Genomic DNA, 18,453 nt, shown 5'->3' on the forward strand with positions numbered 1-18,453 from the left:
TAAGGTGGTTATTGCGGCGGGGCTCACCTCTTCCCATCCCGAACAGAGTAGTTAAGCCCGCCTGCGCAGATGGTACTGCAGTTATGTGGGAGAGTATGTCGTCGCCTTTCTTTTTAAAAACCCTGTTCGTAACAAAACGGGGTTTTTTATTCTAAATTTTACTTATATATAAGTAGAAATGGTACCTTAGCTCAGATGGTAGAGCAATGGACTGAAAATCCATGTGTCCCTGGTTCGATCCCTGGAGGTACCACATAATGCTCGGATGGTGAAATTGGTAGACACGCTGGACTTAAAATCCAGTGAACAGCAATGTTCGTGCGGGTTCAAGTCCCGCTCTGAGTACTAAAAAACTTCAACTGGTTTTACTAGTTGAAGTTTTTTTTCGAATAAAAGAGAACAGAGATGTTCTAAAAAAATATTGGACGCATAGCTCAGCTGGATAGAGCACCTGCCTTCTAAGCAGGCGGTCGAAGGTTCGAATCCTTCTGCGTTCACAAAAAGCCACTCTAAACGAGTGGCTTTTTTGTTTTCAAGTGGTTTTGTTAACGCGGCTCAGCAGGATAGAGCATCCCGATTTCCAATCGGGACGGTCGAAGGTTCGAATCCTTCTGCGTTCACGAAAAGCTACTCTAAACGAGTGGCTTTTTTGTTTTCAAGTGGTTTTGTTAACGCGGCTCAGCTGGATAGAGCATCCCGATTTCCAATCGGGACAGTCGAAGGTTCGAATCCTTCTGCGTTCACAAAAAGCCACTCAAAACGAGTGGCTTTTTTGTTTTCAAGTGGTTTTATTAACGCGGCTCAGCAGGAATAGAGGGATCAGGTTTAGAAGTTTGGAATTTTGAAAAACTAAGCTATGTGGAGATAAACATTAGCAATGATTTCAATCATTTTAATAAAGTAAATAACTCTCGTAGCGAACGGCAAGAGATTGTGACAGCACTAATCTCGCAGATTAAGCCACCTGGCAATAATCGAATCAAGAATAGACCAGGAGAAGTGAAAAAAGGTTAGATAGGATCAATGACACTACTTTGTTCGGGAATAGAACAGCTAAAGGTTTTGAAGAGTATTCTTTTATGAAATCAATAATTGTTGACTAACATAGCGAATCTTGTAGCTAAAAAAAAATCAAACTTTATACAAAAGCTAAAGTTGTATAAAGTTTGATCGTATTTTAAGAATGCTTCTTTTAGTTCTTAATAAACACTCCTATCTGTTGTAGGTGTTTTTCGGTTTGATATTTATTAAAGTTATCCCATTTTGGAGGTGAACTTGTTTTTTTTCCGTACATAAGATCCAAACAGACGTTATTGTCTTTGTATTTATCGTGTAAAACAGCTAAAATCTTAAAGAAAAACTGATCCAGCATAACAATGCCTTCAAATTCGGATTTTAGTTCATTATAATTACTATCAGATGGATTTAGCAATTGCAATAAGGTTAGGATTGTGTTCTTTTCAGTCTCATTGATTTCAGTAAGGTAACCGGTTTTTAAGGTTTTGAATACTAAATTGTTCCAAACCTCACTATCATGCCCCCATTGAACGTCAGGCAGATTTAGGGAATGTTCGCAAATTAGAATAATCGAAAAAAGAACATCATTTAAGTATTCTGCCGGAAATTCGTCAAAACTTCTGAATTCAAAACCGCTTTGGTACATTTTTTCCTGATTAAAATCCAGACCCACTTCCGAAAGTAATTCGTACTCCATTTCTGTCTCAATCTGATCGCGCCACCAAATATTGTCTTCTTTTTTGAATTTTAGCAATTTTCTAAAGTCATCCACTTTATAGGTTAGAATTTTACCTTTAGGCATTGCTTTATTAAAAGTTCCTACACCGATGTAGCGTGACATAGCATTTCTCATAGAACCCAGAGTAAATTTCTTGTCCAGACTATAGGTGTTGCTTATCACTCCCATAATATCTGGGCTTCCAAGGGTGGCGATGAAAAAAGGCTCGAACCATTGCAATAAATAGATAGCATTGGCATGTGTTTTGTCAAAATCACTATAATCGAGAATGCGGCTGTCTTTTGTTAGCGAAGGTAAAGTAATGTGAAAATGGTATGTTCCATTATTAAACAAAACGAGATTTTCCTGGTTGGTCATAAACATGTTAAGGCCATTGTTGTAATCCGGAAAATTTAATTTGCCATTAAGTATTGCTGAGTCATTGATTTTATCGAGAAACAACTTTTTGGTTGCCTTTAATTCTTTGCATGAATCAGCTATTGTACGATTTTCAAAATATTTAGTTACAAATTCTATAGAATCACCGTCGAAATGAACAGACCCCATAGTTTTGTTTCTTTGGGTAATCATACTTTGAATATTGTAAGGTTGATCTTCAAGGAAAAGTTCCATGATAGATTTTCCGAGATATTCGGGATTTTCAAGTGGTTGTGGATTTGCTTCAGCAGATTCGGCAGTAGGAACCAATGATTTTACTGGCGATAATGTTTTGTGCTGATAGTTTATATCCAGTTTTTCCAGCGAATGACTGTTCATCATTCGGCTCACGTTATAGTTCTCGTTTGTATCAAAAGCTTTTTGAAGTACAGGTGCCAAGCTCTCTGGTTTGTAGCATTTTCGATAGTCTATGCTATATTTTTCAAAACCAATTTTTTGTTGTATAAATTCACCAGAAACTATTAGGGATTCTTCAAATTGCATGTAGGTTTCGTTTTCTAATCCAATTCCCCAATAATATTTTTGTGTCTGATTGTCTTTCATTTATACTAATTTTCTTTTTTAAGGTTGTTTTAAAGTGTTTTTTTTTATGCTAAAATACAGCAGTTCATTTGCTGAAATTCTGGGTCGTAAGATCTTTTAACGAATAATGCCTAATGGTTTGCATCCCTTAAAAAAGCTTTGTTTTGTTTGTAAAATGGTATGAATTAGTAGTAGTCTGGGAAATTGTATACTTGTATCGATTGAAAAATTGATTAAATAATTTTATAATGGGGATACAAAATTACTATTCTTGTTAATTGTCTTTTTATCAATGATTTAGGTAAGCGTATAGCCGAATTACAACTCTTGCGATTTCTGTTTTTTCAGATTGCGAAAGTAGTTCTTTATTATGTTATTTCCAAACAGTTAAAAGCTTGTAAATCAGTTATTTTTGGTTGTGTGGAGAATTGAAGGTATTCTTTTTATTTATTCATGGTAATAAAACACGTGGGAGGAGTATAATTCGTCATTCCACCAGTCTTTTCTAACTTCTGAAAAATAATTATAATTTAGTTTTCCTGCCTGTGATTGCAGGGGATATAGGACTACGCCATTCTCTCGATAGGCCAGATTTAAATTTGTTTCAGGAACAACAGGAACGATATGACCGGATAGTCCTTTTTCTCTTCTTTTGGCACAAATTATTCCAATTCCACCATTGGTATTTACTTTGTTTTGAATTTCATCGGGAGTAAACATTCTTTCCCAGCCAAATTGAGGTCCCCATTTTAGAAACCAATCGTGTATAGCACTGGAGTAAATACGTTCAACCGTTTGCTCAAAAACAGCTTCCACTTCCTCTCCTTGTGCTATTTTTTCGAGTGCTTCTTCAGTCCACCAAACAGTTGGGAGATAGACACCGCTGAAATAGCAATAATCATAAGAGTAAACATTACAGTAGGTATCTTCTACGGTTCTTTGATATCTAATATTGGTTTCGACATCGAGTTTATCGATAAGTTGGCCAATACTTTTTTTCTTACTGGAAACATCTGTTTGATCTCTAAAGGGAATGCTGGAGTCAGAAAGGGGGCTTTCTTTCATGTAAACAGAATCTAAACGGGATTGAGGATCTGGTAATAAATCGGCTCTTTTTAATTTATTATCCCATGTTAGATTCACGTCTAGTGTTAAGGGGGTGGTTTCTGCTGTATATTTCTCCATCTTGACTGCTTAATTATGAACCAGCATAACAGTGGAATCGATTGTGTCCATAGTGTTATTTGGCTAGGTAAAAAGTAAATATAAGAATTTTAAGCTTTCCAAGATGTTTTTTTAGAAATGACAAATTATAGGAAGTAGTACTGTTTTGAATAGATTTTATACAAGGTACCATAAAAAAATAATAGAAATTATCGCAGACTAATTTATAGAATAAGGAATGAGTTATAAATTAAATAGGCTGATTTATATTTAGTTACGTTTTTTTTGTTCTAAAGGATGATACGTTAAATTTTGATTTTTTTTACTGCTGCAAAGGTTAATTGTTGAGTTAATCGAATAAATAAGAGACGGACATTTTTTTATGTTGAAGAAAAAAAACATCGTAAACAATTGATTAATAATATTTTATGATTTTGTTAAATTTGTTATAAGAATTTCGAGTAATAGCAGTTATGGAAAGATTAGAATGCCCGGTTTACCATGCTGTCAGGTCACATTTTAGAGTGTTAAAAGGCAAGGGAGCAAAGGAAAGTAGGTGAGATTTAGAAGATTGATTCTATTACCTTAAATGGTTTTGTTTATATTTACTTCTTTCAATTTATAGAACCATGAAAATGCAACTGTCTTTATCTCGTATCGTAATACTTCTGTTTAGTCTTTTCTTTTGTATACTTACAGCAAATGCACAGAATGAAACTTATTCATCTGAAGAGGGAAGTGAAATTGCCGATACCACTTTTGTAAATCTTAAAGATTACAGTAATGATTTTGTTTATGACATGAAATATGCTACTGAAGATAATTTTTTAAAGGCAAAAGTTTACGATTGCGCCGAGTGTTTACTGCGCTATAAAACCGTTAAAGCTTTAATAGCGGCAAATAAAGATTTTATGAAAAACGGATGTAAAATAAAACTTTTTGATTGTTACAGGCCTTTGTCCATCCAGAAAAAAATGTGGGAGATTGTATCAAATCCGGAGTATGTGGCCGATCCAAAAAAAGGCTCCATCCATAATAAAGGAGGAGCCGTTGATATTACTTTAGTCAATGCTAAGGGCGAAGAACTGGAAATGGGTACTAATTTTGATTTTTTTGGCATTGAAGCCAGTCATAATTATAAAAAATTTCCGGTGTCGGTTAAAGCAAATCGAAAATATTTGAAAAGTGTGATGATCAAAAATGGATTCAATTCTTTTGATTCAGAGTGGTGGCATTATAATTTAAAAACAGGTTTAAACGATAAAGTCTCCAACCAAAAGTGGAAATGCGATTAGTTATTCAACACATCTTATGTTTTCCATGAAATATGTATTCGGATGGTAAACTTTACCATTCAATTCCGAAGTTAAATCTCTTTTTACAATATAATCCTCTACAGTAGTCAGGTATTTTATTCGCATGATCGAAACTGGCGATTTTTTAAGATCTTCGAAGTTGTCTTTCATAAACATAAAAATTCCGGTATTGATTCGGTTGTCAAAACCTTTTTCGTCACGAATAAGCGTTCCGCAGCTTTCTTTGTCGATATGAATCAACGTTACTATTTTTCCGTTTTCTAATTGTAAAAAAACCTTTGAGTTTTTATCGAAGCAATTTGCTTTTATGAAGTCTTTGCTTTTTTGAATAAGCTGTAAATTTAAGGTTGGTAAACCATCGGTTTGTGCCAGCGCGAAGAAAACATAATCAAATGTTCCGCCAAAGTATTTTTCACTGATCATGTATTCGTTGGTTACTTTGTAGCTGCCTATAGAGTCGTTTACATTCGTACTGTATTCACATGGTTTTTGTGCAAAGGCAGTAAAGGTTAATAAGAAAAAGGTTAGTGTAATTAGTTGTTTCATTTTTAAGTTATTTTTCTGCAAATTAAAACTATTTTGGTATCATTTTTATCAGTTGTAAAAAAACAATACAAATTTCCGCCATTTTTTATTTTCCACTTTTTTCGAATGTTTTCCACCGTGTCCGGAAAGTTTCGTGTAGTGATATTGGCCTGCTGATTGACGAGCTCAGTTTTCATTTCATTCTTACTGTAGGGAATCACTTTTTCGATCTCAAAACGGCGTCCCGGAAAATCGATTAAATTTTCTGAGGTATACAAATGTGAATGTTTGTGGAGTTTATCGATCTTAAAAATTGTACTGACTTCTTCAAATCCTCCCGATTTCATTATAGCCGAATTGGGCTCATAAATATATTTCTGAGGAAGGCCGTAAGAAGGGATAATCGTTTCATGGCCCATAATAAACTCGAAAGTCTCTATTTTGTCTTTTAAAATATTGGCCGTTTTTATTGTGATTTCGCCGGAGTACTGGTGGTGGATTTCAAAAAGTAATTCTTTTACTTCGTTCTCAAGTGCAATAATGTGAATGTTTTTGACAAATTGAAGTTCGGATAAGCCGGCAGAAAGATCTAATAACGGAGCCGTTTTTATTAAGACAGCAGCTGTTTTTTCAAAGTAAAAATCCAGTAAATCGGGAACATTAGGTAAACAGTCTTTCAGCATAAAAACTTTACCTTTAGCATCGTTCCTGCGGGACGGATCAATATAAACCCAATCCCATTTTTGATCAGAATCATTTAAAACAGAAGTAGAATCATTAGCATAGAAAGTGCAATTTTCAACTTTTAGCTGTTCAAAATTATGTTTGACGATAGCCGATAAATCTTCGTTTATTTCGCAATGCGCTATTTTTTTGAATTTTTTAGAGAAATAGTAATCGTCGACACCAAAACCTCCGGTAAGGTCAATTAAACTTTCGCCGGAAATTAAAGAAGCTTTATAGGCTGCTGTTTTTTCAGATGAAGTTTGTTCAACGGATATTTTAGAAGGATAAATAATATTTGCGGTCTCAAACCAGGTTGGCAGCTTGTCTTTTGCTTTTGCTTTTGCTTCAATCTGATTTAAAAGTACAATCCAGTCGATTTCAGGAAAGGGATTTTTCTGAAGCGCTAATTTTGTAATTGGGGCACCACTATTTTGAGTTATGAATTCCTGAATGTTTTGGTTTAAAATAGCAGTATTCAATGTTAAATTCTTTCGGTTAATACAGAGACAATTTTGTTGTCAGGAAAAAATTCCTTTAAAATTACTTTCAGCATAGTAAATACCGGAATGGCAATGATCATTCCAACAATTCCAAAAGTAATTCCGCTGATTAAAGTAACCAGGAATATTTCTAACGGGTGCGAATTTACGCTTTTTGATGAGATTATAGGCTGACTGATGTTATTATCAATGGCCTGAACCAATAAAAACCCGATGATTACGTAGATGGTTTTGGGTAGTATCTCAGATTGAAAATCGCTTCCAATCATACTGATCATAGTTAAAATTCCCGCCAGTATCGTTCCTATAATGGGTCCTATATAAGGTATAACATTCAAAATAGCGCATAAAAAGGCGATCACAAAAGCGTTTTTATTTCCAAATATCATTAAAACAATTAAATACAGAATGAATACAACCGTTAATTGCAGCAACAGACCTATAAAATAACGGGTCAGGAAATGGTTGATTTTAGTGATCGAATTTAAGATTTTGTCTTCATTCGAGTCAGGAAGAATTCTTTTGGCACTAATCTTAAAGGCGTCCTGATCTTTGATAAAGAAAAAAGTAATAAAGAATACCGAAACCAATCCCATTCCGATATTCGCCATGAAGCCTATAATTGAATTTAGAAAACCTGTAAAGTAGCTGAAATCGATTATCGATGTTATTTTAGATTCTTTTAAAACTTTATTTAAATCAAGATGCTGAATATTAAAATAAGTTTCAATAGTGCGTTCTGTTTGTAGAAATTGCTGTTGCAGATTTTGAGTATCCAACAGCGATAAATTATTGGCTTGTGAAATGATTAACGGAACAAACAATAAAATGAAGCCAACGATGGCAAGTATGAATAAAATTAGCGCCGTTGTGGCTGCCAGTGAATTGCTGAACTTTAATTTATTCTTTAAAAATTGTATTAATGGATTTGCGATTAAACACAATAGCAACGAAATACATAAATAGACAATTACAGTCTGAATTTGGTATAGAAAATACAAAATAGCGGCGACAACCAGGATGGTAGTTAAAGCTCTTAAAATTCCGTTTGAAATAATTTTCGATGTGATCATGATTCGGTTTTAAAGGATAAATATAGGAAAAAGCTTTTGAAGTTTATAGGTAAACGAAAAAAAGCGGGATGTTGCCGTCCCGCTTTTCAAGTTTGTCTTTTATGCTTGTCTATATTTAGATTCCAAAAGAAGCTCTAGCACCTCCGGTAACAAATATCGCAGCCATCCTGCTTTTTTGTCCTTGTGAGAACATGTACATAGCGTTGTCATCAACATAATCCATATAGTTCATTGTCATTTCAACAGGAGTTCCTGAACAAGTACTATAGTGAGGATATGCAGGTACACCGTAATTTGCTGTATTGTGAGTAGGAGTATCTGAAACTAAATCGCTTCCACAAGTAGCATCTCCCCAAATGTGACGTAGGTTCATCCAGTGTCCTACTTCGTGAGTAGCTGTTCTTCCTAAGTTAAATGGTGCATTTGCTGCTCCTGATAGACCAAAATATTTCGGATCAACAACAACTCCGTCAGTAGCAGCAGCTCCTCCAGGAAATTGTGCATAACCTAAAATACCTCCTCCAATGGTGCAAGACCACATGTTTAATTTTGTTGTTGGAGAAGTTGGTGCAAGACCACCCTGAGCTGTTTTTTTCATGGCGTCACTTGTTCCCCATGAAGTTTTTGTAGTCGATTTTCTAATTACCTGATCTAAAACGAAAGTAATTCCAACATTGGCTTTTACACCTGAAAAAAGCGCTGGTACGCTATTGTAATCTGAGTTTAATGCATTGAAATCTTTGTTTAAGACGTCAATTTGAGTTTGAATTTGTGCATTAGAAATGTTTTCTGCTGCAGTTCTGTAAAGAACATTCACTACCACAGGAATTTCAATTTTACCGTTTACAAGACGTTTTGTCAAGATGGCATTTTCGGTAAAGGCATTGATTTCGTTCATTCTGATGGCTAAAGTAGGATCAGCTTTCAGTTGAGCCTCTAAAACTTCCTGGCTTGCGCATCCGCGATGTGCAATAGCATCAATTTTTGAATCAGTAGATTCAGATTGGTCGTTTTGACAAGAAAACAGCACTAATGCTGTGAATGCAGTAATAATGATTTTTTTCATAATAACTTGGGTTTTTGTTATAAAAAAATTGCTTTGGTTAATTATATTGCAATTTTATAACAAAATAATTATTGTAACAAAATAATTACAATATATTATTTGTGAGAATTTTACAATCCCTTGTATAATCTAGTTCTTACAAAAAAATCATTAAAATTATTAAGAAGTAAATTCGTACAATGTTGTTTTTGAGAATGTTATTATGTTGAATTTTGTTCTTTATAGAGGATTTTATTGACAAATATTACAGAATGAAATTTTAGCACGTATTTATACGTAAGAACAACTGTTAAATTAATGGTAATATTTGGGTCTAATTAGTCATGGAATTCCAGAAGATACAACAAAAGGTGGAATTTTATACTTACAATTTAAAATGTGAAAAAGTTTAAAAAGAAGTAATCTCATAAAGTGCAATACTCGCCGCTTGCACAACATTCATACTGCTGTTTTTTCCAAACATATTGATGTGGACAATTTGGTTTGAAATTTTTAAAAGTTCTTCAGAGATTCCACTAATTTCACTTCCAATTAAAAGTGCAATTTTTTGATTTTCGGGAATAAAAACTTCTCTTAGAGGTTTGCTATTGCTTGCGATTTCTAAAGCAATAATTTCAAAATTATTTTGAAGCAGGTAGTCAGCAAGATCGGCTGTTTCTTCAATTATGGTATGGGCTACATGAAGATGAGTGCTTCGTGAAGTTTTGTTGATTTTTCGGGGAGTTAACGGAATATCTTTTCCTAAAAAAATGATATTCTCGACCCCAAATGCCTCACTGATTCTAAAAAGAGAACCGATATTTTGCTGAAAATAAATGTGATCACAAACTAATGTTATCGGAAATGTTTTTCTTTCAAATTGATTTTCTTCGTGAGTAAGTTGCACCTTCTAAAATTTAATTGGTAAAAATATAATTGATAATGTTGGCACCCATTTTTAGAGCTTTATCTCTAACCGCGGCAGGGTCATTATGTACTTCAGGATCTTCCCAGCCATCTCCTAAGTCACATTCGTAAGTATAGAGTAATACGAGTTTGTTTTCTACAAAAATACCAAAGGCCTGCGCACGTGTTCCGTCGTGTTCGTGAATTTTGGGTAAACCATTTGGAAAGGGATACGGTTTTTGAAATATGGGATGGTTTGCCGGAATTTCGATTAAATTATTGTTTGGAAATATTTTTTTAATCTCTTTTCTAATGTATTGATCCATTCCGTAATTATCATCAATATGAAGAAAACCGCCGCCATTTAAATAATTTCTAAGATTACTCACATCGGCATCACTAAAAACAACATTTCCATGTCCCGTCATGTGAACAAACGGATAGGAGAGCAGATCCGGATTACTCGGCTCCACTGTTGACGGTTTTGCTTTTATTCGGGTGTTTATATTGGCATTGCAAAACTTTATTAAATTGGGCAATGAGGTTGGATTTGCATACCAGTCACCACCACCGCTATATTTTAGCAACGTAATTTCCTGCGAAAAGGAAGAAACAGAAACCAATAAAAACAAAAGAAATACTTTTTTCATATACTTAATAAGTTATCAGGTAATTTGCGAGAATGCTTGCTTTAGTTCTGATGTGAACTATATCTAATTTGGTGTTTCATTAAAAAAAACAACACTATGACAAGCTACAATGGCAGCCGTCTCGGTACGCAATCGGGTATTTCCTAAAGTAACCGGCGCAAAGTTATGTTCTAAAGCGAGTGCAATTTCTTTTTCAGAAAAATCACCTTCAGGACCAATAAGCAGGGTAACATTCTCATTCGGCTTTAAAACTTCTTTCAACGATTTTTTATCGGTCTCTTCACAATGTGCGATCAATTGCAAGCCTTCGTTTTTTTGTTTGATGAACTCTTTAAACGAAATCGCCTCGTTCAGTTTTGGTAAAAAAGTCTCATTGGATTGTTTCATTGCCGATAAGATAATTTTTTCAAAACGTTCCGGATTGATTACTTTTCGTTCCGAACGATCGCAAAAAACAGGTGTAATCTCCTGGATTCCTATTTCTGTCGCTTTTTCCAAAAACCATTCAAAACGATCATTCATTTTGGTTGGAGCAACGGCCAGATGCAGTTTGAATTTTGGAGCCGGCGATTTCGTGATCGAAAGCACCTCTACAATACATTTGCTGTCGGAGGCTAAAGTAATCTCTGTTTCAAACAATAAGCCCGCGCCATTTGTTACGTGTAAGATGTCAGAATCTTTTTTGCGTAAAACCTTTATAATATGACGGCTTTCTTCTTTATCAAAAGAAAAACGTTCTGTAGCTTCATCAATATCAGGGTTGTAAAATAATTGCATAATTAAAATTGGATTCGCGCTTTCGAAACTACTGCTGAAGTTTCAAAACGACTTGATAAATATTTTTGATACCCTACAATTCCTATCATTGCAGCATTGTCGGTAGTGTACTCAAATTTTGGAATGAAAGTTTTCCAGCTGTATTTGCCTTCACTTTCTTTCAATCGGGTTCTGATGCCTGAATTGGCCGAAACTCCTCCGCCAATTGCGATTTGTGTGATTCCGGTTTCTTTTACGGCTAATTTCAACTTGTCCATCAAAATTTCGATAATCGTATGTTGAATAGAAGCGCAAATGTCATTCAGGTTTTCTTCAATGAAATTCGGATTCTCCAATTTCTTCTTTTGAATGAAATATAAAATGGCCGTTTTTAGTCCTGAGAAACTAAAATCAAGTCCCGGTACTTTAGGTTTGGTAAACGCAAAAGCTTTTGGGTTTCCTAATTTTGCATATTTGTCGATAAGCGGTCCGCCCGGATAAGGGAGCCCGAGAATCTTGGCACTTTTGTCAAAAGCTTCACCCACAGCATCATCAGTAGTTTCTCCGATAATTTCCATATCAAAAAAACCGTTTACCTTAACAATTTGAGTATGACCTCCGCTAATGGTCAGCGCCAGAAAAGGAAACTCCGGTTTATCAAAACCTTCTTCGTCTATAAAATGAGCGAGAATATGCGCATGCATGTGATTTACAGCAATTAGCGGAATTTTTAAAGCTAACGATAGCGATTTACTAAAAGAACTGCCCACTAATAAAGACCCCATTAGGCCCGGACCCTGTGTAAAAGCGATCGCTGTTAATTGATCTTTTTGTACATTTGCCTTGCGAAGTGCGGCATCAATTACCGGAACAATATTTTGCTGGTGCGCTCTTGAAGCTAATTCAGGAACCACACCTCCATATTGATTGTGAATTAACTGATTGGCCACAACATTTGAGAGTACTTTGTCGTTATGTAGAACCGCGGCAGCAGTATCATCGCATGAACTTTCGATGGCAAGAATAAAAACCTCTGAATTTTGCATATAAAAGCACGAATTTTGGATTATATTTGACAAATCAAATATTTGAATTTCTTATAATATAAGGAGAAGCCAAAATTAAAGAATTTTTATCAAAAACAGCCGTTCTTTGTCTGTTCAAAGTAAATTTAAAAGAAAACTAAAATAAAGCAGCTATCAGAAAAGTAAAGAAAATAATATCACGAACCCTAATTGGTTTAATTTTACTTTTGTTAGCACTTGCTATCATTCTGGCTTTGCCTGTTGTTCAGACAAAAATTGCAAAGTATGTTACAGAATCGCTAAATACTGATTTTAAGACAGATATTAGTGTAGAAAAAGTAGCTATAAACATTTTTGGAGGTGTAAAACTCAAGAAGGTCCTGATTCGGGACCATCATAAGAAGACTTTAATCTATTCTGATATAATTACCACTGATATTCTTAGTATTAAAAGATTATTAGATGGTGATTTGCTTTTTGGAGATCTTCGGCTGACGGGTATGATTTTTAATCTGAAAACGTATAAAAACGAAGACGAGAATAACATCAACAAGTTCATTAAACTGTTTGAAACGGGAAAAAAAACGCCCAAATCAGACAAGCATTTTTTGATGACAGCCAAAAACGCTTACATTTCAAAAGGAGCTTTTTCTGTCGTTGATGAGAATAAAACTACACCACGATTTCTTGATTTTAAAAAGTTAAACGCTTATATAAGCGAATTTAAGTTATACGGACCGGATGTGAGCACCAACATTCATCGGTTTTCCTTTTTGGATCATCGCGGTTTGTATGTTTCCAATTTTGCGGGGAAATTCAGTTATACCAAAAAGCAGATCAAGGTTGAAAATTTAGCAATAAAAACGAAAAGATCTTCTCTTTACGGAAAAGCGATTTTAAATTATAAAATAGAGGATTTCCTCCATTTTACCGATAAAGTAAAATTTGATGTAGCATTAGATTCCGCTTCTATTGCTTCAAATGATATTCGTTATTTTTATGACGGATTGGGTAAAAATCAGCATTTTAAAATTAAGACAAAAATAAAAGGAACACTGAATGACCTGAATTTAAGACGTCTTAGATTGAGTGATACCAATGGTTCAAAAATCTTCGGAACCATTAACTTCAAAAACCTTTTAGGAAGCAAAACTCAGAAGTTTTCTATGGATGGTAAGTTTGAAAAACTAGTTTCGAGTTACGATAATCTGGTGGTTTTACTGCCGAGTATTTTAGGTAAAAAACTGCCGAAAGAATTACAGAAGATTGGCAGGTTCAATATTGTTGGAAAGGCAAAAGTTTCGACTACGGCTTTAGAAACCGATTTTAAGATGATTACCGATTTGGGTAACGGACAGGTCGATTTGCACATGAACAATATTGATTTTATTGATAAAGCTTCCTATTCCGGAAATATCATTCTGGACAATTTTAACATTGGTGCAGTCCTTGATCGCAAGGATATTGGCAGAACGACTTTGAATGTAGATGTAGACGGAAAAGGTTTTACCGAAAAATATCTCAATACGATTGTTAAAGGGGATATCACCAAATTAGATTACAATAAATACACCTATAATAATATTGTGGTCAACGGTAATTTTAAATTACCCTATTATAAAGGACAGGTTTCTATAAATGATCCCAATTTGAATTTGATGTTTGACGGTATGGTCGATTTGAGTAAACGTGAAAACCGTTATGATTTTCATATTAACGTAGACAATGCCGACTTGCGAAAACTGAAATTTGTCGACGATTCTATTTCACAATTCAGAGGTGATGTTGTGGTGGAAATGACCGGAAATTCGATAGAGAATTTGCAGGGAGCGATCTCCATCAAAGACGCGGTTTATCAAAATCCTAAAGACACTTATATTTTCGATGTGATTTCGGTTAACTCGAATTTTGATGCAGACAAACTACGTACCATAACCATTAGTTCTAATGACGTGGTAAACGGAGAGATAGTGGGTAAGTTTCAGTTTGCACAATTGGACAAGTTAGTTATGAATTCGGTGGGAAGTTTATACACGAATTATAAACCATACAAGGTGAAGAAAGGGCAGTTTTTGCGCTTCAACTTCCATGTGTATGACAAGATCGTCGAAATGTTGTATCCCGATATCAAGATTGACTCCAGTACTGTGGTTAGAGGGAAAATTGATTCGGATCTACAAGAATTTAAATTCAAATTTAATTCTGAAAAAATTACTGCTGCCAAAAATACCTTTGACAATATCCGAATTAGCATCGACAATAAAAACACGTTGTATAATGCTTATGTGGAGTTAGACAGTATTAAAACACCTTATTATAAGATACGCGATTTTAACCTGATTAACGTTACGGCTAAAGACACCCTGTTTGTAAGATCTGAATTTAAAGGTGGGGATAAGGGAGAGGATTATTACAATCTGGATCTTTATCATACCATCGATAAAAACAAAAACAATATCGTCGGGATCAAGAAATCGGAAATGAAATTTAAAGACTATTTATGGTATTTAAATGAAGATGCGGAAAAAGACAATCAGATTATTTTTGATCAGTATTTTAAAAACTTTAGCATTGAGAACATTGTTTTGTCACATGAGAATCAGAAAATTGATTTGAATGGGGTTATAAAAGGGAAGGACTATAAAGATCTGGTGCTGAATTTTGAAGATGTAGATATTAATAAGATTACGCCATTCAATTCTAAGTTTGTCTTTAATGGTAACCTGAACGGAAATGTAAATTACAAACAAAATAAAGACGTCTATCAGCCCACAGCATCGATTGTGATTGATCATCTCAACCTGAATAAAACAGATTTAGGAACGCTTAATTTTGATATTTCCGGAGATGAAAGCTTTAAGAAATTTACCATAAACTCGACTATTCAAAACGGGTTTACAGAGTCTTTTAAAGCAGAAGGAACTTTTGCGGTAGAGAACAAAGAGACCATGTTGGATTTGAGTTTAAAACTCGAAGGGTTTAATCTGGCTACTTTAGGAGCCGTTGGAGGAGATGTCTTATCGAATGTCCGTGGATCGGTTTCAGGAAACGCCGCAGTAGTTGGAAATTTAAAAAAGCCTGAAATTAACGGACGTTTGTATGTCGAAAAAGCGGGAATGACCATTCCGTATCTAAATACCGATTACGAGTTAAGTGATCGTACCGTAATTGACTTAACCGATGAGAAATTCCTGTTCCGAAACAATCAGCTGACGGATACGAAGTACGGAACAAAAGGTTTACTCAACGGAAGTATCGAACATCATAATTTTGGCGACTGGAAGCTCGATTTAACGATTACTTCTAAACGCTTGGTAGCATTGGATACCAAAGACAGTGAAGATGCGGCCTATTTTGGTACGGCATTTATAAATGGTACCGCAAGCATTAAAGGACCAACAGAAAGCCTGTTTATAAAGGTAGATGCAAAATCAGAAAAAGGAACTCAGGTTAAGATTCCGATAAACAATGCGCAAAGTGTTGGAGAAAGCAGCTGGATTCATTTTGTCACGCCTCAGGAAAAATATAACCTGGCAAATGGAATCCTCGAAAAGACCAAAAACTATAACGGATTGGAACTGGAGTTTGATTTTGACATTACGCCTGATGCCGAAGTAGAAGTAATTCTGGATAGAAATTCCGGACACGGGATGAAAGGAAAAGGATACGGTTCGTTATTGTTTAAAATTAACACACTGGGTAAATTTAATATGTGGGGGGATTTCCAGGCCTATGAAGGAACTTACAATTTTAAATATGGCGGTTTAATTGATAAAAAATTCTCGGTTAAGAAGGGTGGGTCGATCATTTGGGAAGGAAACCCTATGAAAGCACAGCTGAATCTGGAAGCAGTTTATAAAACAACTGCAAATCCGGCTGTATTGTTAGACAATACCTCTTCGTTTAATAAAAAAGTACCGGTAGAAGTGGTTATTGGATTGCGTGGCGATTTGGCCAGTCCGGAGCCTAATTTTGATATACAGTTCCCATCTATCAGTAATGTACTTAAATCGGAGATCCAATATAAGTTAGATGACAAAGACATTCGTCAAACACAGGCCTTGTATTTGTTATCGACAGGTTCGTTTATGAGTACGGACGGATTTAGTCAGGGCGATTTGTCGGGAACATTAACCGAAACCGCTTCGAGTTTACTGGGAGGGATTATCAAATCGGATAACGATAAGGTGAATATTGATTTAAATTATATTTCGGCAGACAAAAGATTGGGTCAGGAAGCGGACGGGCAGTTTGTAGCAAACATCTCTTCGCAGATCAATGAAAGAATCACAATCAATGGAAAACTTGGAGTTCCTGTTGGTGGGGTTAATGAGTCTGCCATCGTAGGAGATATTGAGATACTATATAGGGTAAACGAGGATGGATCAATGAATCTTCGTTTGTTCAATAAAGAAAATGATATTAATTATATCGGACAGGGAATTGGGTATACGCAGGGAGTGGGTATTTCGTATGAAGTCGACTTTGATACTTTCAGCGAATTGGTCAATAAACTGTTTAAAAACCACAAATTGGAAAGAGCGATAAAAAACTCTTCGAATGATTTACAGGATTCCAATCTAAATCCGGACTTTGTGAACTTCTCGAATAAAAAGAAGGAAGACAAGAACAAAAAGAAGGATAAGAAAGAAGAGAAAAAAGAGGAAGAACGAAAAGTTCCGCCGCCTATAAACAATGAAGGATTGATTCCGGATAATGATTTTTAGGAAATTTGTTAAAAATACACTCATAAGAAACCATTCGTTGCTGCGAATGGTTTTTTTGTGCTAAATTTATAGATCCACTTATTTTTTTGAAAAGGGGAGGATGCCCTGAAATTTTATAACACTTCATTTATGTATTGTTAATTTTAAACATTCAATTAAAATAAGGGACATTTATTATTGTAAATGAATTTTTAGTAATAGAAAAACTTATTAACGAAAACGTTTGAATTTAACATATTTTATTAATTTATTATAAACATAACCCAAGAAGTGGTGAATGTTTGCTAATTTTACACTTTAATACTTAAATAATGCCAAAAACAATAAAAAAAGTTGGTGTTCTAACATCGGGAGGTGACTCACCAGGAATGAATGCCGCAATACGATCAGTTGTTCGAACATGCGCTTATCATAATATAGAATGCATAGGAATTTATAGAGGGTATCAGGGAATGATTGAAGGAGACTTCAAAGAAATGGGACCCCGAAGCGTAAATAATATTGTAAACAAAGGTGGAACGATTCTGAAATCAGCTCGTTCAGTTGAGTTTAGAAGCCCAGAAGGTAGAAAAAAAGCACACGAGAATCTTTTAAAAGCCGGAGTTGATGCTTTGGTTGTTATTGGAGGAGACGGAAGTTTTACCGGAGGATTAATCTTTAATTCAGAATATGGTTTTCCAGTAATGGGAATCCCGGGTACAATTGATAATGATATTTTTGGAACCAGTCATACTTTAGGTTATGATACAGCCTTAAATACTGTTGTAGATTGTATCGATAAGATCAGAGATACTGCAAGTTCGCATAACCGTCTGTTTTTTGTAGAGGTTATGGGTAGAGATGCAGGTCATATTGCTCTTAATGCCGGAATTGGAGCCGGTGCCGAAGAAATTCTTATTCCTGAAGAAGATTTAGGTTTAGACCGATTATTAGATTCTCTTCAAAAAAGTAAAGCTTCAGGAAAATCATCAAGTATCGTAGTGATCGCCGAAGGAGATAAAATTGGTAAAAACGTTTTCGAACTAAAAGATTACGTAGAAGCCAACCTGCCTGAGTATGATGTTAGGGTATCTGTGTTAGGACACATGCAGCGAGGTGGTTCTCCATCTTGTTTTGACCGTGTTTTGGCAAGCCGTTTAGGAGTAAAAGCGGTAGAATCCTTAATAGAAGGAAAATCAAATTATATGGTTGGTTTGCAGGCTGACAAAGTTGTTTTGACACCTCTTGAACAGGCAATTAAAGGTAAATCTGAGATTGACAGAGAATTGTTAAGAGTGTCCGATATCATGTCGACATAAAAAAAAGTTTAAAAAGGAAAGAAGTT

The 18,453-nt window shown here is 35.0% G+C and carries 13 protein-coding genes, 5 tRNA genes and 1 rRNA gene; 9 read left to right on the top strand and 10 right to left on the bottom strand.

Annotated elements, in window-relative coordinates; genetic code table 11:
• From rrf to ACN1CN_RS13000, 6 genes are all read left to right on the top strand, one after another.
• Window positions 1–110 (top strand): 5S ribosomal RNA (gene rrf / locus ACN1CN_RS12975).
• Between the two features lie 70 nt (window positions 111–180).
• Window positions 181–253 (top strand) — tRNA-Phe (locus ACN1CN_RS12980).
• A 6-nt stretch (window positions 254–259) separates the two neighbouring features.
• A tRNA-Leu gene (locus ACN1CN_RS12985) sits at window positions 260–345 on the top strand.
• 78 nt (window positions 346–423) lie between these two features.
• Window positions 424–497 (top strand) — tRNA-Arg (locus tag ACN1CN_RS12990).
• 50 nt (window positions 498–547) lie between these two features.
• Window positions 548–620 (top strand) — tRNA-Gly (locus ACN1CN_RS12995).
• A gap of 50 nt (window positions 621–670) precedes the next feature.
• Window positions 671–743: transfer RNA gene (locus ACN1CN_RS13000), tRNA-Gly, on the top strand.
• Window positions 744–1,192: 449 nt separating this feature from the next.
• Here ACN1CN_RS13000 and ACN1CN_RS13005 read toward each other — a convergent pair.
• Together ACN1CN_RS13005 and ACN1CN_RS13010 are read right to left on the bottom strand one after the other, a co-directional pair.
• A complete protein-coding gene (locus tag ACN1CN_RS13005) occupies window positions 1,193–2,737 on the bottom strand; it encodes a hypothetical protein (RefSeq protein ID WP_419135973.1) in 1,545 nt (514 codons plus the stop codon).
• A 426-nt stretch (window positions 2,738–3,163) separates the two neighbouring features.
• Window positions 3,164–3,901 carry a hypothetical protein gene (locus ACN1CN_RS13010; RefSeq protein WP_419135974.1) on the bottom strand — a complete coding sequence of 246 codons (738 nt, stop codon included), beginning with the start codon at window positions 3,899–3,901 and terminating at the stop codon, window positions 3,164–3,166.
• A 608-nt stretch (window positions 3,902–4,509) separates the two neighbouring features.
• Here ACN1CN_RS13010 and ACN1CN_RS13015 point away from each other — a divergent pair.
• A complete protein-coding gene (locus ACN1CN_RS13015; protein ID WP_264524611.1) occupies window positions 4,510–5,175 on the top strand; it encodes a M15 family metallopeptidase in 666 nt (221 codons plus the stop codon).
• Here the strand turns inward: ACN1CN_RS13015 and ACN1CN_RS13020 are convergent, their stop codons facing one another.
• From ACN1CN_RS13020 to tsaD, 8 genes are all read right to left on the bottom strand, one after another.
• Window positions 5,176–5,742 (bottom strand): hypothetical protein, encoded by a 567-nt coding sequence (locus tag ACN1CN_RS13020; RefSeq protein ID WP_264524610.1) that lies wholly within the window; start codon window positions 5,740–5,742, stop codon window positions 5,176–5,178.
• Window positions 5,743–5,744: 2 nt separating this feature from the next.
• Entirely contained in the window at window positions 5,745–6,926 is a 1,182-nt protein-coding gene (locus ACN1CN_RS13025) for a THUMP-like domain-containing protein (RefSeq protein WP_419135975.1), read from the bottom strand.
• Window positions 6,927–6,928: 2 nt separating this feature from the next.
• Window positions 6,929–8,020 carry an AI-2E family transporter gene (locus ACN1CN_RS13030; protein WP_419135976.1) on the bottom strand — a complete coding sequence of 364 codons (1,092 nt, stop codon included), beginning with the start codon at window positions 8,018–8,020 and terminating at the stop codon, window positions 6,929–6,931.
• Between the two features lie 115 nt (window positions 8,021–8,135).
• On the bottom strand, window positions 8,136–9,086 hold the full coding sequence (locus ACN1CN_RS13035) for a zinc metalloprotease (RefSeq protein ID WP_264524607.1): 951 nt from the start codon (window positions 9,084–9,086) through the stop codon (window positions 8,136–8,138).
• 388 nt (window positions 9,087–9,474) lie between these two features.
• The gene (locus tag ACN1CN_RS13040) at window positions 9,475–9,972 is read right to left on the bottom strand and encodes a TrmH family RNA methyltransferase (RefSeq protein WP_419135978.1); all 498 of its coding nucleotides are present in this window, start codon (window positions 9,970–9,972) and stop codon (window positions 9,475–9,477) included.
• A 10-nt stretch (window positions 9,973–9,982) separates the two neighbouring features.
• Window positions 9,983–10,621, bottom strand: a complete 639-nt coding sequence (locus ACN1CN_RS13045; protein ID WP_419135979.1) for a DUF4159 domain-containing protein — start codon at window positions 10,619–10,621, stop codon at window positions 9,983–9,985.
• A 63-nt stretch (window positions 10,622–10,684) separates the two neighbouring features.
• Window positions 10,685–11,398 (bottom strand): 16S rRNA (uracil(1498)-N(3))-methyltransferase, encoded by a 714-nt coding sequence (locus ACN1CN_RS13050; RefSeq protein WP_419135980.1) that lies wholly within the window; start codon window positions 11,396–11,398, stop codon window positions 10,685–10,687.
• Window positions 11,399–11,400: 2 nt separating this feature from the next.
• The gene (gene tsaD / locus ACN1CN_RS13055; protein WP_419135981.1) at window positions 11,401–12,423 is read right to left on the bottom strand and encodes a tRNA (adenosine(37)-N6)-threonylcarbamoyltransferase complex transferase subunit TsaD; all 1,023 of its coding nucleotides are present in this window, start codon (window positions 12,421–12,423) and stop codon (window positions 11,401–11,403) included.
• Window positions 12,424–12,629: 206 nt separating this feature from the next.
• Here tsaD and ACN1CN_RS13060 point away from each other — a divergent pair, with 206 nt between their 5' ends.
• Window positions 12,630–17,129, top strand: coding sequence for a translocation/assembly module TamB domain-containing protein (locus ACN1CN_RS13060; protein ID WP_419135982.1), 4,500 nt, complete (start codon window positions 12,630–12,632; stop codon window positions 17,127–17,129).
• Between the two features lie 311 nt (window positions 17,130–17,440).
• Window positions 17,441–18,427 (top strand): 6-phosphofructokinase, encoded by a 987-nt coding sequence (pfkA, locus tag ACN1CN_RS13065; protein ID WP_017497661.1) that lies wholly within the window; start codon window positions 17,441–17,443, stop codon window positions 18,425–18,427.
• Window positions 18,428–18,453: the final 26 nt, after the last annotated feature.

The organism is Flavobacterium sp. T12S277, from assembly GCF_048514875.1.
Classification (GTDB): Bacteria; Bacteroidota; Bacteroidia; order Flavobacteriales; family Flavobacteriaceae; genus Flavobacterium.

What these genes read in the sequence shown, in the direction of transcription:
- pfkA (WP_017497661.1), top strand. Translation starts at nt 17,441, where the DNA reads ATGCCAAAAACAATAAAAAAAGTTGGTGTTCTAACATCGGGAGGTGAC.
- tsaD (WP_419135981.1), bottom strand. Translation starts at nt 12,423, where the DNA reads ATGCAAAATTCAGAGGTTTTTATTCTTGCCATCGAAAGTTCATGCGAT.
- ACN1CN_RS13020 (WP_264524610.1), bottom strand. Translation starts at nt 5,742, where the DNA reads ATGAAACAACTAATTACACTAACCTTTTTCTTATTAACCTTTACTGCC.
- ACN1CN_RS13030 (WP_419135976.1), bottom strand. Translation starts at nt 8,020, where the DNA reads ATGATCACATCGAAAATTATTTCAAACGGAATTTTAAGAGCTTTAACT.
- ACN1CN_RS13015 (WP_264524611.1), top strand. Translation starts at nt 4,510, where the DNA reads ATGAAAATGCAACTGTCTTTATCTCGTATCGTAATACTTCTGTTTAGT.
- ACN1CN_RS13010 (WP_419135974.1), bottom strand. Translation starts at nt 3,901, where the DNA reads ATGGAGAAATATACAGCAGAAACCACCCCCTTAACACTAGACGTGAAT.
- ACN1CN_RS13005 (WP_419135973.1), bottom strand. Translation starts at nt 2,737, where the DNA reads ATGAAAGACAATCAGACACAAAAATATTATTGGGGAATTGGATTAGAA.
- ACN1CN_RS13045 (WP_419135979.1), bottom strand. Translation starts at nt 10,621, where the DNA reads ATGAAAAAAGTATTTCTTTTGTTTTTATTGGTTTCTGTTTCTTCCTTT.
- ACN1CN_RS13050 (WP_419135980.1), bottom strand. Translation starts at nt 11,398, where the DNA reads ATGCAATTATTTTACAACCCTGATATTGATGAAGCTACAGAACGTTTT.
- ACN1CN_RS13035 (WP_264524607.1), bottom strand. Translation starts at nt 9,086, where the DNA reads ATGAAAAAAATCATTATTACTGCATTCACAGCATTAGTGCTGTTTTCT.